The 13,996-nt window shown below is 39.9% G+C and carries 13 protein-coding genes; 8 read left to right on the top strand and 5 right to left on the bottom strand.

Annotated features, from left to right (window positions below; translation table 11 throughout):
- Positions 1-97: 97 nt before the first annotated feature.
- From GGQ60_RS21240 to GGQ60_RS21220, 5 genes are all read left to right on the top strand, one after another.
- A complete protein-coding gene (locus GGQ60_RS21240) occupies positions 98-325 on the top strand; it encodes a hypothetical protein (RefSeq protein WP_183768133.1) in 228 nt (75 codons plus the stop codon).
- Positions 326-733 (top strand): type II toxin-antitoxin system VapC family toxin, encoded by a 408-nt coding sequence (locus GGQ60_RS21235; protein WP_183768130.1) that lies wholly within the window; start codon positions 326-328, stop codon positions 731-733. It begins immediately after the preceding gene.
- A 6-nt stretch (positions 734-739) separates the two neighbouring features.
- A complete protein-coding gene (gene ftsY / locus GGQ60_RS21230) occupies positions 740-1,702 on the top strand; it encodes a signal recognition particle-docking protein FtsY (RefSeq protein WP_183768128.1) in 963 nt (320 codons plus the stop codon).
- A 120-nt stretch (positions 1,703-1,822) separates the two neighbouring features.
- Positions 1,823-3,154, top strand: coding sequence for a 30S ribosomal protein S12 methylthiotransferase RimO (gene rimO / locus GGQ60_RS21225; RefSeq protein ID WP_183768125.1), 1,332 nt, complete (start codon positions 1,823-1,825; stop codon positions 3,152-3,154).
- A 134-nt stretch (positions 3,155-3,288) separates the two neighbouring features.
- Positions 3,289-3,795 (top strand): hypothetical protein, encoded by a 507-nt coding sequence (locus GGQ60_RS21220; protein WP_183768123.1) that lies wholly within the window; start codon positions 3,289-3,291, stop codon positions 3,793-3,795.
- Between the two features lie 60 nt (positions 3,796-3,855).
- On the opposite strand, the gene GGQ60_RS21215 is transcribed toward GGQ60_RS21220, so the two are convergent.
- The 5 genes from GGQ60_RS21215 to GGQ60_RS21195 form a co-directional block, all read right to left on the bottom strand.
- Positions 3,856-4,200 carry a hypothetical protein gene (locus GGQ60_RS21215; protein ID WP_183768121.1) on the bottom strand — a complete coding sequence of 115 codons (345 nt, stop codon included), beginning with the start codon at positions 4,198-4,200 and terminating at the stop codon, positions 3,856-3,858.
- Positions 4,201-4,853: 653 nt separating this feature from the next.
- Positions 4,854-5,348 (bottom strand): hypothetical protein, encoded by a 495-nt coding sequence (locus tag GGQ60_RS21210; protein ID WP_183768119.1) that lies wholly within the window; start codon positions 5,346-5,348, stop codon positions 4,854-4,856.
- 103 nt (positions 5,349-5,451) lie between these two features.
- Positions 5,452-6,450 (bottom strand): NAD(P)H-dependent glycerol-3-phosphate dehydrogenase, encoded by a 999-nt coding sequence (locus tag GGQ60_RS21205; RefSeq protein ID WP_229685181.1) that lies wholly within the window; start codon positions 6,448-6,450, stop codon positions 5,452-5,454.
- 173 nt (positions 6,451-6,623) lie between these two features.
- Positions 6,624-7,955 carry an efflux RND transporter periplasmic adaptor subunit gene (locus tag GGQ60_RS21200; RefSeq protein WP_183768117.1) on the bottom strand — a complete coding sequence of 444 codons (1,332 nt, stop codon included), beginning with the start codon at positions 7,953-7,955 and terminating at the stop codon, positions 6,624-6,626.
- 101 nt (positions 7,956-8,056) lie between these two features.
- Complete coding sequence (locus GGQ60_RS21195) at positions 8,057-9,460, bottom strand: TolC family protein (protein ID WP_229685180.1); 1,404 nt, start codon at positions 9,458-9,460, stop codon at positions 8,057-8,059.
- A gap of 19 nt (positions 9,461-9,479) precedes the next feature.
- Between GGQ60_RS21195 and GGQ60_RS21190 the strand changes: the two genes are divergently transcribed.
- From GGQ60_RS21190 to GGQ60_RS21180, 3 genes are all read left to right on the top strand, one after another.
- Entirely contained in the window at positions 9,480-10,136 is a 657-nt protein-coding gene (locus tag GGQ60_RS21190) for a polysaccharide deacetylase family protein (protein WP_183768115.1), read from the top strand.
- A gap of 159 nt (positions 10,137-10,295) precedes the next feature.
- A complete protein-coding gene (locus GGQ60_RS21185; protein WP_183768113.1) occupies positions 10,296-10,922 on the top strand; it encodes a hypothetical protein in 627 nt (208 codons plus the stop codon).
- Between the two features lie 293 nt (positions 10,923-11,215).
- A complete protein-coding gene (locus tag GGQ60_RS21180) occupies positions 11,216-13,981 on the top strand; it encodes a bifunctional aconitate hydratase 2/2-methylisocitrate dehydratase (protein WP_183768111.1) in 2,766 nt (921 codons plus the stop codon).
- Positions 13,982-13,996 lie beyond the last annotated feature (15 nt).

The raw sequence follows: 13,996 nt of genomic DNA, 5'->3' as shown, positions 1-13,996 counted from the left end.
AAAATATATAGGCCGTTCCGTTTTAACCGGAAGGGCTTTTTTTGTTAGCAAAATTTACGTTAGAAAATAATTGATTATCTTTGGAAAAAGCATAACCATGGAAGCGTACAAGTTTAAGGCAAAAGTTTCTGAAAACGGAACTATAATTGTTCCTGAAGGATTTGATGTAAAAAACAAAGAGGTTGAGGTTATTATCTTAGATGAAGTTATTCAGCATACCCCGAAAAAAAGCATGAAAGAATTTCTTGATAAATTTTCAGGTGTATTGGAAGGCATTGACCCAGATAAAGCGAAATACGATTATCTTATGGACAAGCATAAGTAAATGAATATTTTATTTGATACTAATATCTTTATAGATGTGAGTCTTAAAAGAGATCCGTTCTTTAACGATTCTTTTAAAGCACTTAGCAAGGCTGATGGTCTAAATATAAATGGCTTTATTCTGGCTTCAACTTTTACTGACATATATTACATCTGCAAAAAAAATATTGGACACGATAAAACTATTGATGTCCTAATCACACTTTTAGGTTCAGTTAATATTTTAAGTATAAATAAAGATACCTTAATCTTTGCTATCCATTCTAATTTTTCAGATTTTGAAGATGCGGTACAACATGCTGCCGCCGAACTCAATCAGATTGATCTTATTATAACAAGAAATGTAAAAGATTTTGCTGGGAGTAAAATAGCAGTACAAACACCTACCGATTTTTTAAAATATAATTAATAACTAATGGGTTTATTTGATTTTTTCAAAAAGAAAGAAACCGCACCTGAAGCTCAGGAAGCATTGGATAAAGGTTTAGAGAAAACAAAAGATGGTTTCTTTAATAAAATTACCAAGGCTGTAGCAGGAAAATCTTCTGTTGATGATGAAGTACTCGATAATCTTGAAGAGGTTTTGGTTACTTCTGATGTAGGCGTAAGTACAACCCTAAAAATCATCAAACGCATCGAAGAGCGTGTTGCCAGAGATAAATACCTTAACACTTCCGAGCTCAACTTTATCCTCCGCGATGAAATCCAGCTGCTGCTATCAGAAAATAACAGTAACGATTTCCGTCAGTTCGAATATGGCGATCATAAACCCTATGTAATTATGGTGGTTGGTGTAAACGGTGTAGGCAAGACCACTACGATCGGAAAATTGGCCCATAAACTGAAAGAATCAGGACTTAAAGTTGTTTTGGGAGCTGCAGATACCTTTAGGGCTGCCGCTGTTGACCAGATTAAACTTTGGGGCGAACGTGTTGGCGTAAGGGTGGTAGCCCAGGCCATGGGATCGGATCCCGCTTCTGTTGCCTTCGATACCCTGCAATCGGCCGTTGCCAATGGTGAGGATGTTGTAATTATCGATACCGCCGGGCGTTTGCATAACAAAGTTGGCCTAATGAACGAACTGGGCAAAATTAAACAGGTAATGCAAAAAGTAGTACCTGGTGCACCGCACGAAATTCTGCTGGTATTGGATGCCTCCACTGGCCAAAACGCTTTTGAACAATGCAAACAGTTTACCGAAGCTACAGATGTAAATGCCTTAGCCATTACCAAATTGGACGGAACAGCCAAGGGGGGTGTAGTAATTGGTATTTCCGATCAGTTTAAGATCCCGGTTAAATATATTGGTGTAGGCGAAAAAATAAATGACCTGCAACTCTTTGATAAAAAGGAGTTCGTAAACAGTTTGTTTAAGTAACCTGTAGAATATCTGTCATGCTGGATTTCTTCAGCATATTTTTTAAAACTAAAGACCCTGAAATAAATTCAGGGCGACAATCTCCTTACTTTTAATAACAGTAAAGATTAAGTGTAAAAGATGAATACTAAAGTAGTACGCAATAAAACAGCACTAAAACAACCCAAAATTAATGTGATAACCTTGGGTTGTTCTAAAAATATATACGATTCAGAAGTATTGATGGGCCAGTTGCGTGGCAACAATTTAAATGTTACCCACGAATCGGACAAAATGGGGAAAGATGATATCGTTGTGATTAATACCTGCGGTTTTATTGATAACGCCAAACAAGAATCAATCGATACCATCCTCCAGTTCAGCGAATTAAAAGAGGCCGGTAAAATTGGCAAAGTAGTGGTTACGGGTTGTCTTTCTGAGCGGTATAAACCGGAACTTGAATCAGAAATTACCAATGTTGATGCCTTTTTTGGCACCAACGATTTACAAAATATCCTGCACGAACTGGGCGCCAACTATAAACATGAACTGATTGGCGAACGTTTACTTACTACCCCGTCTCATTTTGCCTATTTTAAAATAGCCGAAGGCTGTAACCGGCCCTGTTCGTTCTGTGCCATTCCGCTGATGCGCGGCAAGCACATGAGCAAGCCCATGGAAGAACTGGTTAATGAAGCCAAAATACTGGCTAAAAACGGCACCAAAGAGCTAATCCTGATTGCACAGGACCTAACCTATTACGGCCTTGACCTCTACGGCGTACGTAAGTTAGATGAGTTGATGCGTCGCTTATCAGATGTCCCTGGAATTGAATGGATCCGCCTGCAATATGCCTATCCGTCAGGTTTCCCTATGGAAATTTTAGATGTTATGAATGAGCGCGACAATATCTGCAAATACCTGGATATGCCACTGCAGCACATTACCGATAACATGCTAAAATCGATGCGCCGTGGTACCACCAAGCAGAAAACGATCGATCTGGTTAATCAAATTAGAGATAAGGTGCCTAATATTGCTATGCGTACTACTTTAATATGCGGATATCCGGGCGAAACAGAACGCGACTTTGAAGAAATGAAGGAATGGGTAGCAGAAACCAAATTTGATCGTTTGGGCTGCTTTACTTACTCACATGAAGAAAAGACACATGCCCACACCTTGATTGACGATGTTCCTGAGGAAGTAAAACAACAACGTGTTGATGAGATCATGGAAATCCAGCAGGGCATCTCATTTGATATTAACCAGGAAAAAGTTGGCAAAACGTTTAAAGTGCTGGTTGATAAAAAAGAGGGGGATTTCTTTGTGGGCAGAACCGAATTTGATTCGCCAGAGGTGGATAACGAAGTGTTAATTGATGCTGCAACAGGCTATGCTGCCAACGGAAGCTTTGTTCAGGTGAAGGTTCACAGGGCCGAAGATTTCGATCTGTACGGCACAATTGTTTAATAAATATAACTGCTTAAAAAATCCCGGAAGTTGCCCTTTCGGGATTTTTGTTTTCAAGCCTTCCGGTTAATTGTTAACATGTTGTAGCAAAAAACAGTGTTTAACCGTTTATGCTGAAAAATCCTAAAAGAATCATGAAAAAATTTCTGATTATCCTCTCCGCTATCTTTATGATTGGTTTGGGCTGTAAAAAAGAGAATATCGGTGGTGGCGGCTTATGCGCCTGCTCACCAATTACATATCCACCGCTGAGCCTGGTGATTAAAAACAGCGCCGACGTTGATTTACTCAATCCAAAAACTACAGGCTACTTCGATAAAACCAAGATTCAGCTTTATGCCAAAGATACCAACCATACAATTAAACCAATCAACTTTGAAATACGCCAGCCTTTTAGTTATTCGGCCAATCAGAAATTGGAATATTACCAGCTTATTTCGAACGAAATACTCCTGTTAGCTAAGCACATCGACCAAACTTTTTACCTCAGGCTTGGCGATAACAAGCTTTATGAGCTTAATTTAAAGGTAAACAATAATGTAGTTGAAAAATTATTGATTGATAAAACAGAAGCTCCTAAAGAAATCCAAACCGGAACAAGTTCTTATATAGATAGTATTTACAGACTAAAAATTTCATAAGAACTCCATCATGCTCTTTAAATAAAAAATCCCGGTTTATGACCGGGATTTTTTTATGATTTAGTTTTTAGACGCTGGCCTGTTTTTAATCTGGCTTGGTTTCAACCAAATTTTGGCACCCTTAGCATTTACATAATACTTTTCGTTCTTTCCGTTAATGTAAACATCAGATCCATCAGGTGCCATTTTACCTTTCCAGGTTTTATCGGCTATTTTTGAACTGCCTTTTACCGCTACTTCGGCTGTTTTATTGCCTACTGACTTAGCCCCTTTACTAATTGCTTTTCCGGTATGATCTAATGCTTTACCAACTTCAGTTTTCTTTTTTTCTTGTGCATTTACGCTAAGGGTTACACCGCCAATTAAGGCCATTGTTAATAAACCCATTACAAATTTCTTTTTCATGACAGTTATATTTTATTAGAGCATAACAGCTGATGATTAGTTTTGTTTTATTTCTGTTACACTAATAAAGATAAAGAATATATTTTTTTTAAGCACCTGAAGTATACAGTCAAAAGAAAGACAATCTGTACAAAACATACTGAAAATACTTACCTCAAGGCTTAATTGTTTTTTGAAGCGCAGGGGCAGTCACAGCTATCAGAATCTGTTCCCGTTCTTCGCTATATCCTTTCGCTGCGCTGCAGGGATGCCGCTTCGCCCGGGGCTAAAAACGCAGTTACGGCAAAGAACAAAATGAAAAAGGCATAATAATAGGCAAGTGCTAGGCTGTTTCTTCTTCTGTCCCTTGTTAAATAAACCTTATTGAAGCGGTTATACTTTTGGCGCACAAACAAAAATGTTTCCACAAACCCTCACAAAAAGATAAAAGCGGAAAGAAGGACTACCCGAACCGACAGGCAAGGAACCTGCTTTCCAAAAAAGAAACACCATATATTTCAAGCGCAGGGCAGTTACAACTATTACAGTCTATTCCCGTGCTCCGCTATATCCTTGCGCTGCGCCAGGGGCTAAAAACGCGGTTACGGCAAAGAACAAAATGAAAAAAGCATAATAATGCGCAAGTGCTAGGCTGTTTCTTCTACTGCCCCTTGTTAAATAAACCTTATTGAAGCGGTTATACTTTTTGGCGCACAAACAAAAATGTCTCCACAAACCCTCACAAAAAGATAAAAGCGGAAAGAAGGACTGCCCCAACCGACGGGCAAGGAGCCTGCTTTCCAAAAAAGAAATACCATATATTTCAAGCGCAGGGCAGTTACAATTATTAGCGTCTGTTCCCATGCTCTGCCATATCCTTGCGCTGCGCCCGGAGCTAAAAACGCGCTTACGGCAAAGAACAAAATGAAAAAAGCATAATAATGGGCAAGTGCTAGGCTGTTTCTTCTACTGCCCCTTATTAAATAAACCTTATTGAAGCGGTTATACTTTTTGGCGCACAAACAAAAATGTTTCCACAAACCCTCACAAAAAGACAAAAGCGGAAAGAAGGACTGCCCCAACCGATGGGCAAGGAACCTGCTTTCCAAAAAAGAAACACCATATATTTCAAGCGCAGGGCAGTTACAATTATTAGCATCTGTTCCCATGTTGCGCTATACCCTTCCGCTGCGCCCGCCCGCCTGCAACAGGGGGCTAAAAACAAGGTTACTACAAAAAAACAAAGTGAAAAAGGGCGTTCTCTCCCCTGTGTTAGCTTAGCTTCTCTGCTAATAGTTTCATTTCTATCTGTGGCGAACGTTTCTCGTAAATGATGCTGTGTACGGCCTTGCAAATGGGCATATCAACGTTATATTCCTGATTTTTAAGGTGCATACATTTTGCAGCATAATAACCTTCAGCTACCATATTCATCTCGAGTTGGGCAGACTTTACGGTATAGCCCTTCCCTACCATGTTACCAAAAGTACGGTTGCGGCTAAATTGCGAATAAGCGGTAACCAGCAAATCGCCCAGATAGGCCGATTCCTTAATATCCCTATCGATAGGATGCACCACATCTACAAAACGTTTGATTTCGCGAATGGCATTACTAATCAGTACCGCCTGAAAATTATCGCCATAACCTATGCCATGACAAATACCACTGGCAACCGCATAAATATTTTTTAAAACTGCCGCGTATTCCGTTCCAAAAATATCGTCAGAAACATTGGTTTTAATGTAGCGGGTAGTTAAAAGCGAAGCAAATACCGATGCTTTTTCGATATCGGTACAGGCAATGGTTAGGTAAGACAATTTCTCTAAGGCTACCTCTTCGGCATGGCATGGGCCACTTACCACCAGAATATCGTGGTACGGAATATGGTAGTTTTTATGCAAAAATTCACCTATAATCAGGTTATCTTCAGGTACGATACCTTTAATGGCTGATACGATCTTCTTGCCTTTCAAATCTTCGGGTGTTATAACCGATAGAGTTTCTTTTAAAAACGCAGCCGGCACGTTTAAAATAACAATATCAGCCGATTTTATAATCGCAACAATATCAGACGAGATATTGTCCTGGCCGAGCTTTAACTCAACAGAACTGAGGTAATGCGGATTGTGCTTAAATTTTTTAATGTGCTCAATGGCTGTTTCATTGCGCATCCACCAAAAAATCTCTTTATCCGATAAATTATCTGCAAGCATTTTTACGATGGCAGTAGCCCAGCTCCCACCCCCTATCATTGCTATTTTAGGTACCATGTTTATAAAAAAAGGTTTAAGGTAAAGGTGTAAGGCCTTATTTAAAAGGCATAAGGCAAAAGGTGTAAGGCTTAAGGTTTAGACTAATGCCTTATACCTTAAACCTTACACCCTAAACCTTAGGAATACACCTTAAACAACGCAAGTTACTATTTCTTGCGATTAATTATAAACTACTTCTTGGCCTCTTTGCTAAACAATTGGTCTTTAGATGTTTTTTCTACAATCATACCGTCTTTCAGTTTGTTCTGAATGGCAGAATACGGACCGGTTACAATTTCATCGCCGGCTTTAACACCCGATTTTACAATGATAAACTGATCGTTCTGGATGCCTGTGGTTACCTCGGTCTTTTTAACCTTTTTGGTTTTAGCATCGTAAGCATACACATATTGCTTTATCTTTTTATCAGTCAGTTTTGATTTTTGTTTATCGGTATTTTCCTGGTTGCCCTGGCTTTCACCTGATTTTCCATTGTCAGTAAATACAGCCTGGATCGGAATAGCCAAACCGGTTAACGATTCGCTTTCAATATCAACCGTAGCCGACATTCCCGGGCGGAAAGCGGATTGCTGTTTACCTTCCATTTCTTCGCTGATCCTGATTTTTACAGAGAAATTGGTGACCTGATCTACCGAAGTAGATACTGCAGTACCCACAGCGGTTGATGAACTTGCAATTTCAGTTACTACACCTTTAAACTTTTTATCAGAGAAGGCATCTACTTCGATCGTAGCTTTATCGCCTACTTTAACACGGGTGATATCGTTTTCGTTCACATCCACGTTAACCTCCATGGATGACAGGTTAGATATACGCATGATTTCGGTACCGGCCATCTGCGAAGTTCCTAAGATACGGTCGCCCAATTCGATTGATAATTTAGAAACAACACCATCAACCGGTGCATAAATGGTTGTTTTGGCTAAGTTAGCCCCTGCTTCTTTCACATTTGCCCCTGTTTGCTCCAAGGTAAACTTAGCACCGATTACATTTTCTTTCGCACTGGCCAAATTGGCTTTAGCTGTTAAAAAGGCCGCTTTAGCCGAATCGAATTCTGAAGCTGAAATTACTTTTTTATTGAAAAGCTCAACATTACGTTTGTAGGTAGCCTCGGCATTTACAAAGTTAGCCTGGTTTTGGGCAAGTTGCTGTTGTGCCGCAGCTACACTGGCTTTCTGTGCATTAAAGGTAGCCACCGTTCTTTCGTAACCCGACTGCAATACATCCGGACGTACTTTACAAAGCAATTGGCCTGCCTTAACAATATCGCCTTCTTTCACTTTTAGTTCCACTACCTCGCCCGATACCTCCGAACTTAATTTAACCTCGGTTTCCGGCTGGATTTTGCCACTGGCCGTAACTGTCTCAATAACAGTTTTATCTGATGCTTTTTCTGTAGTTACTTTTTCAGTTTTATCGCCACCAATTACACCAGCGAGTTTCAGTATAACCAGGAGCGCTATAATCGCAACTACGGTAATAATAATATGCTTCAGTTTCATAATTTATGTATTGTATTTCGTTTGTTTAATTTATAAGGTTACACCGTTATAATTTGAAAGTTTTTGAGGTTAAAAATTCATTTTGCTTTCAGTCCCCGGTCTTAAAAAACAATCTGTTTGCCTAAATAATAATCAATCACTTTGGCACGGAACAGCAAATCGTATTTTGCCAGGATAAAATCTATTTCGGCTTTATTTCTGTTGGTTTGTGCAGTACTGTAATCTAAAGAGTTTACCAAACCAACGGCATAACGTTGCTCGATTACGTAAAAAGCATCTTTTTGTGCCTGGAAAGCATTTTGGGTAGAAGAATACCTGCTTTGAGCGGCGTTTAAGTCGGCAACAGCCTGATTAATTACCTTGATCAGGTTATTTTTCGAAAGCTGTTCATCTGTTTTGCGTTGCATCCAGGCAATTTTAGCTTTTCTAACCGACGACCTTGTAGTAAAGCCATTAAATATCGGGATAGAAATACCCATGCTCACATATTGGCCAAAGTTATCAGATAACTGATCTTTGAATTTTGACATTGGAAAACTTGAATTAAATTGATAATAGTAGGCTGAGCCTAAGCCTGCACCAAAGCTGATCTGAGGAAAAAAGCCCCCCTTGGCTACATCTATGGCTTTTTCTGCAGCCTTAGTATTCAATTCTGCAAGTTTTATATCAGGAAAGGTACTTAATGCCTGTTTGTAAATATCAGTTGGCACATAATTATTCTGAATGTTATTCAGCTCGTCAACCAGCGGTGGCTGCACTTTAAAGGTCATTGGCGGCTGTATTTCCATCAATTGCCCCAAGGTAAGGTAAGATATCGTTAACTGGTTTTGTGCATTGGTTAAATTCAGTTCTGCTGTTGCTGCCTGCGATTTAGCCTGCGAAATATCGGCCAACGTTTTGTTTCCTACATCCAGAAGCGCCTGTTCCCTTTTCAAGGTAGATTTTGCCACATCCAGCTGCTGCTGCGTAGCTTTAACCTGGTCCTGGTTATTTAAAACCTGCAGATAAGCCGTTACCACCTGCAGAATAAGATCATTTTTTACCTTCTCTACATTGGTTTGATCTGCAGCCAGCAAAATCTTGTTCTGCCTGATCTGATTGATTTTTGTACCTCCGCCAAAAAGTGCTACGTTTGAGCTCAGGTTTGGGCTCAGGTTATAGTTCTGGGTATTCTCGAACAATCCCGATACCTGCTGGCTCCTTCCCCATTGCATAGATTGATTGATGCTACCATTAAGTGTGGGTAAAAGGGCATTTTTAGACTGTCGTACATTTTCTTCGCTCAATGAAGCACTAAAGGCAGCCTGTTTGATATTGAGGTTATTTTTCAGCGTATTTTCAACCGCCTGTTGAATGCTGATCACTTCTTGAGCCTTAATTTGCTGACTAAAACTTAATGCCACTAATAATGCAGATCCGGTAATTAACTTATTCTTGGTAAACATCTTCATAATTTGTTTCAAATCTATATAAACAACTTTAATAATTTCAATCTGTTCAGGCATTTACTAACTTTGGGTCTGAATGTACCTGATCAAATCACCGCTTCTGCTTAAATGGTATTATCCATCACTGTTATGGAATAAATCCCGCACCGAAAAAGTTATTTATTTGACCTTTGACGATGGACCCATACCCAATGTTACAGATTTTGTATTAAAAACTTTAAAAGTCTTTAATGCTAAAGCTACATTTTTTTGCATTGGCGATAATATTGTTAAACACCCCGAAGTTTTTGAACGTGTAAAAGCTGACGGACATGCCATTGGCAACCACACTTTCAACCACTTAAAAGGTTGGAAAACTGATGATGAAACCTATCTCAAAAACACGCTAAAATGCCAGGAACTTACTCAAACCAATCTTTTTCGCCCACCTTACGGGAGAATTAAAAAAAGCCAGATTAAAAGTCTGAGGTCCGAAGTCCGGAGTCTGAAGTCTGACGCTCAACTGCAAACTGAAAACTCCAAACTGCAAATCGTCATGTGGGATGTACTCAGCGGCGATTTCGATATTAATCTTTCGCCCGAAAAATGTTATCAAAATGTGATCAAACATACCGAAAATGGTTCTATAATTGTTTTTCACGATAGTTTAAAAGCTTTTGACCGCTTAGCACATGCCCTTCCAAAGGTTTTGGCCTATTTTACCGAAAAGGGTTTCACTTTCGCTACCCTTTAGCCATAGTTATGCCACAACCCATCGGGTTTACTGTAAGGAGTTCAAAACAGGTTTTTAAACCGGATATTAATTTCAAGCTGTTCAAAAACGGACAAGATTGTACGAAATTGAACAGTTATGGAATAATCGACTTTCTTTCATCTAGAGTTAAAAACCGATATGCAGAACCGCTTTCACAAAAAATATTATCTGCTGCTCTTCCCCCTGTTTCTTGCAGCATGCCATCCCCGTATTGAGCAGGGTTTCGAGAAAATCCCAGCCCATTTAAATTCCGCTGAAGAGCTGGTGAGGATGATACGTCCGGTTAAAAAATATAAATATTGGGCATGCATCCGGCAGGATTTTGGAGGTAAAATCCATCCGGAAACTGAGATTATAGCTGCGAATGGGAATATTTCCCAGCTGATGAACAATAGGTTTGATCAACCACATTCTGGCTTTTTAACCGAAATGTGGAAGGGTTATTTTTATATCGTTTATATGGAAAACGACAGCATGAAATTGGTTACCAACAGAACACAATTGATCAGCTTTATCGGAAAGATAGATAGTTTGGAAGAAGCTTTATTACTTGCCAAAATAGACAATTTAGTGGCTGACTATTCCCGGAATATAGGCGGATCTTATCAGAAAACCCGAAAAGGATTCGAATTCTACCTGGCGAGATTTCACAAATGCACCGTAAGAACCGAACCATTTAAGGTAAGCATCGATACCCGGGGAAATATAAAGGCAAAAAGCTTAGGCTTTTGTTATGATGTTGATGATAATATCTGTTTAGATTGATCATTCTGCTCATAGAAAAAAGCCCTTCACAACGGTACAATTCCTTTAATTTTTCTGAATAGCCTACTGTTTTTCAAATCAGCAATAAACACCCAACCAACAATTTAGAACAATTCTAAATTATGTAATCACCGGCTTAAATTCCATTTAAAGCTTGCTTTTTGCTATTTTTGTTCTATCCAAAAATTCATTTTTTTGGGTTGATAACCACAATTAATCACAAATAATAATATTCTTTTGGTAAGGCGTATTTTATTACGCACAACTTCGCGAAAAAAGAATAAAAAAGCAAGATGAGTATTTATAACGATTATATCCAGGAGATTGAAGAGCGAAAAAACCAAGGTCTTCACCCTAAACCTATTGACAGCGCTGAATTATTGAGCGAAATCATCGATCAGATTAAAAATGTAAATAATTTTAACCGGGCAGATGCGGTTAATTTTTTCATATACAATACCCTGCCGGGTACCACAGCTGCCGCAGGTGTTAAAGCTCAATTCTTAAAAGAAATTATCGCAGGCGAAACGGTTGTTGCAGAGATTACACCCGATTTTGCTTTCGAACTGCTGGCACACATGAAAGGTGGTCCTTCTATTAAAGTTTTACTGGATATTGCCTTGGCTGATAATGGCGATAAAGCTAAAAAAGCTGCAGATGTTCTTAAAACACAGGTTTTCTTGTACGATGCAGATACTGATCGTTTAAAGGACGCCTACCACAATGGCAATGACATTGCCAAGGAAATATTAGAGAGTTACGCCAAAGCCGAATTCTTTACCGAATTACCTGAGGTTGCCGAAGAAATTAAGGTAGTAACCTTTATTGCTGGCATTGGCGATATTTCTACCGATTTATTGTCGCCGGGTAACCAGGCACACTCCCGTTCCGACCGCGAATTACATGGCAAATGCATGATTACGCCTGAGGCGCAACAGGCAATCAGAGACCTGCAGGCACAACATCCGGATAAAAGTGTGATGCTGGTAGCCGAGAAAGGCACCATGGGTGTAGGCTCGTCGCGTATGTCGGGTGTAAATAACGTGGCCCTTTGGACAGGTAAACAATCCAGTCCGTATGTTCCTTTTGTAAACATTGCGCCAATTGTAGGGGGTACCAATGGTATTTCGCCTATTTTCTTAACCACAGTTGATGTAACCGGCGGTATTGGTATCGACCTCAAAAACTGGGTAAAGAAAACTGACGAAAACGGCAATGTTATCCGTAATGAAAACGACGAACCGGTTTTAGAAGAAGTATATTCAGTAGAAACCGGAACCGTGCTTACCATTAATACCAAAACCAAAAAATTATACAATGGAGATCGGGAACTGATTGATATTTCGAAAGCCTTAACCCCACAAAAAATGGAGTTTATCAAGGCCGGTGGTTCTTACGCCATCGTATTTGGTAAAAAAATCCAAACATTTGCGGCCAAAACTTTAGGTATCGAAGCTCCGGTTGTATTTGCTCCGGCTAAAGAAGTTTCCATTGAAGGTCAGGGCTTAACAGCTGTAGAAAAAATATTCAACAGAAATGCAGTAGGTTTAACACCGGGTAAAGTTCTACATGCCGGTTCTGATGTGCGTGTGGAAGTAAATATTGTAGGTTCGCAGGATACCACCGGTTTAATGACCGCCCAGGAGTTAGAGGCCATGGCTGCTACAGTGATTTCGCCGATTGTTGATGGCGCTTACCAATCAGGTTGCCACACCGCCTCAGTTTGGGATAAAAAGGCACAGGCCAATATCCCTAAACTAATGAAATTCATGAATGATTTCGGGGTAATTACTGCCCGCGACCCTAAAGGTCAATATCATTCAATGACCGATGTTATTCACAAAGTATTGAACGACATTACCATTGATGAGTGGGCAATTATCATCGGTGGCGATTCACATACCCGCATGTCAAAAGGTGTAGCTTTCGGTGCCGATTCTGGTACTGTAGCATTGGCATTGGCCACCGGCGAGGCTTCGATGCCTATTCCGGAGTCGGTAAAAGTAACCTTTAAAGGTACAATGAAAGAACACATGGATTTCCGTGATGTGGTTCATGCTACACAATTACAAATGTTACAGCAGTTTGATGGCGAAAACGTATTTCAGGGCCGTATCATCGAGGTACACATCGGTACTTTACTGGCCGACCAGGCCTTTACTTTTACCGATTGGACTGCCGAGATGAAAGCGAAAGCCTCTATCTGTATTTCTCAGGACGATACGTTGATCCAATCGCTTGAAATTGCCAAAAACCGTATTCAGATCATGATCGATAAAGGCATGGACAACCATAACCAGGTGCTTCAGGGATTGATCAACAAGGCAAACAAACGTATTGAGGAAATTAAAACGGGCATTAAGCCTGCCTTAACACCGGATGACAATGCCAAATACTATGCAGAAGTAGTAATTGACCTCGATTTAATCAACGAACCTATGATTGCTGATCCTGATGTGAACAACGTTGACGTTTCTAAACGTTATACGCACGATACCATCAGGGATTTAACTTACTACGGTGGCGATAAAAAAGTAGATCTTGGCTTCGTTGGTTCTTGCATGATACATAAAGACGATTTAAAAATCGTTTCTCAATTATTGAAAAACGTAGAGAACCAAACCGGTAAAGTAGAATTTAAAGCACCATTGGTAGTAGCCGCCCCTACTTACAACATCATTGATGAATTGAAAGCAGAAGGCGACTGGGAATATTTACAAAAATATTCTGGATTTGAGTTTAGCGATGCATTACCTAAAAGCGTTGCCCGTACTGAATATGAAAACATCATGTATTTAGAACGCCCGGGCTGTAACTTGTGTATGGGTAACCAGGAGAAAGCCGCCAAAGGCGATACAGTAATGGCTACTTCTACCCGATTGTTCCAGGGTCGTGTGGTAGAAGACAGGGATGGTAAAAAAGGAGAGTCGTTGCTGGCCTCTACACCGGTGGTTGTACTTTCAGCCATCCTGGGTCGTATTCCAAGCATCGAAGAATATAAAGTAGCAGTAGAAGGCATTAACCTAACCAAGTTTACCCCTATCTCTACAAAACAATAGGAAACAAAAAATCAT

It is taken from the genome of Pedobacter zeae, from assembly GCF_014196715.1.
Taxonomy (GTDB): domain Bacteria; phylum Bacteroidota; class Bacteroidia; order Sphingobacteriales; family Sphingobacteriaceae; genus Pedobacter; species Pedobacter zeae.
This window is presented reverse-complemented; position numbering and strand designations above follow the sequence as displayed.